This is a genomic window from Aeromonas sp. QDB11 (genome assembly GCF_027705265.1).
GTDB lineage: Bacteria > Pseudomonadota > Gammaproteobacteria > Enterobacterales > Aeromonadaceae > Aeromonas > Aeromonas allosaccharophila.
Genome location: NZ_JAPDBM010000174.1, coordinates 1 through 1,342, shown reverse-complemented (window position 1 = coordinate 1,342; position 1,342 = coordinate 1). Strand labels below are relative to the sequence as shown.

1 protein-coding gene is annotated in these 1,342 nt (G+C 60.4%); it reads left to right on the top strand.

Annotated elements, in window-relative coordinates:
• Positions 1–83: 83 nt before the first annotated feature.
• Positions 84–1,342, top strand: a 1,259-nt coding sequence (locus OKC40_RS22475; RefSeq protein WP_270797030.1) for an IS4 family transposase, incomplete at its 3' end; no start/stop codon positions are given.

The following is a 1,342-nucleotide window of genomic DNA, read 5'->3' as shown; positions in this document are numbered from 1 at the left end:
TAATGCCGATCAGTTAAGGATCCATTGACCGATCCTTCTGATGTGTGAAAATCCGAAACCTGTTGATTGGTTTCGGATTTTTTATGCGTATCGACCAGGCTCTCGACTTCCTCCACGCTAGCAATGCCGCTCAGTTTGAGTCACTCTCCGACCTCATTCCCAACGAGCTCATCACCACTCTGCTCGGCGAAGAGGGCGTCGCTACCCTGCGCCGTCGCCGTATGCCCATGGAGCGCCTGGTCTGGGCCATCATCGGCATGGCCATCTTCCGCCACGTCCCCATGACTCAGCTGGTCAATCAGCTCGATATCCTGTTGCCCGGCGACCGCCCGTTTGTCGCCCCCAGCGCCTTCCTGCAAGCTCGCCAAAAACTGGGTGACAAGAGCATCGAACGGCTGTTTCACGAGACAGCTTCGCGCTGGCACCAGCAGGCTAATCATCCCGGTTGGGCCGGGCTGCAACTGCTCGCCGTCGATGGCGTGATGTGGCGCACACCCGATACCCCGGACAATGTCGCTGCCTTTGCCAAACCTGGCACCCAGCATGGGGAGACCGCTTATCCGCAGGTGCGCATGCTCTGTCAGATGGAGCTGACCAGCCACCTACTCACGCAAGCCGTCATGGAGAGCTGCGCCGTCAACGAGATGGTACTGGCCGAGCAACTCATCGCGCGCACACCGGACCACTCGCTCACACTGTTCGACAAGGGGTTCTACTCCCTCGGCCTGCTCCACGCATGGCAGGCTGCGGGCGTTGAGCGGCACTGGTTGCTGCCGCTCAAAAAGGGCACCCAATACGAGGTGGTGCGCAAACTGGGACGCCAGGATGCACTGGTCTTGCTGAAAACCAGCCCACAGGCGAGGAAGAAGTGGCCGCACCTGCCGGACACAGTGGAAGCCCGCCTGCTGACCCGCCACATCAATGGCAAGGAGCGCCAAGTATTGACCTCAATGGTCGACCCGATGCGCTTCCCGGGTGCCGACATCGTTGAGCTCTACAGCCACCGCTGGGAAATCGAGTTGGGCTATCGGGAGATGAAGCACAGCCTGCAACAACACCGGCTGACCCTGCGCAGCAAGAAAGCGGCGGGGATACGGCAAGAGCTGTGGGGCGTGCTGCTGGCGTATAACCTGCTGCGCAGCCAGATGGTAAAGATGGCGGCGAGTCTGAAGGGATACACGGCGAGCCAGCTGAGTTTTCACATGGCATCGGTGTACCTCATCCATGAACTGAGCTGCATGCCGTACCTGTCACCGGGGAGTATCCCGAAGCGGGTGGCGGAGCTGGATAAGCAGGCGGGGCAGTTTGTCTTGCCGGAGCGAAGGGAGCGGAGTTACCCCCG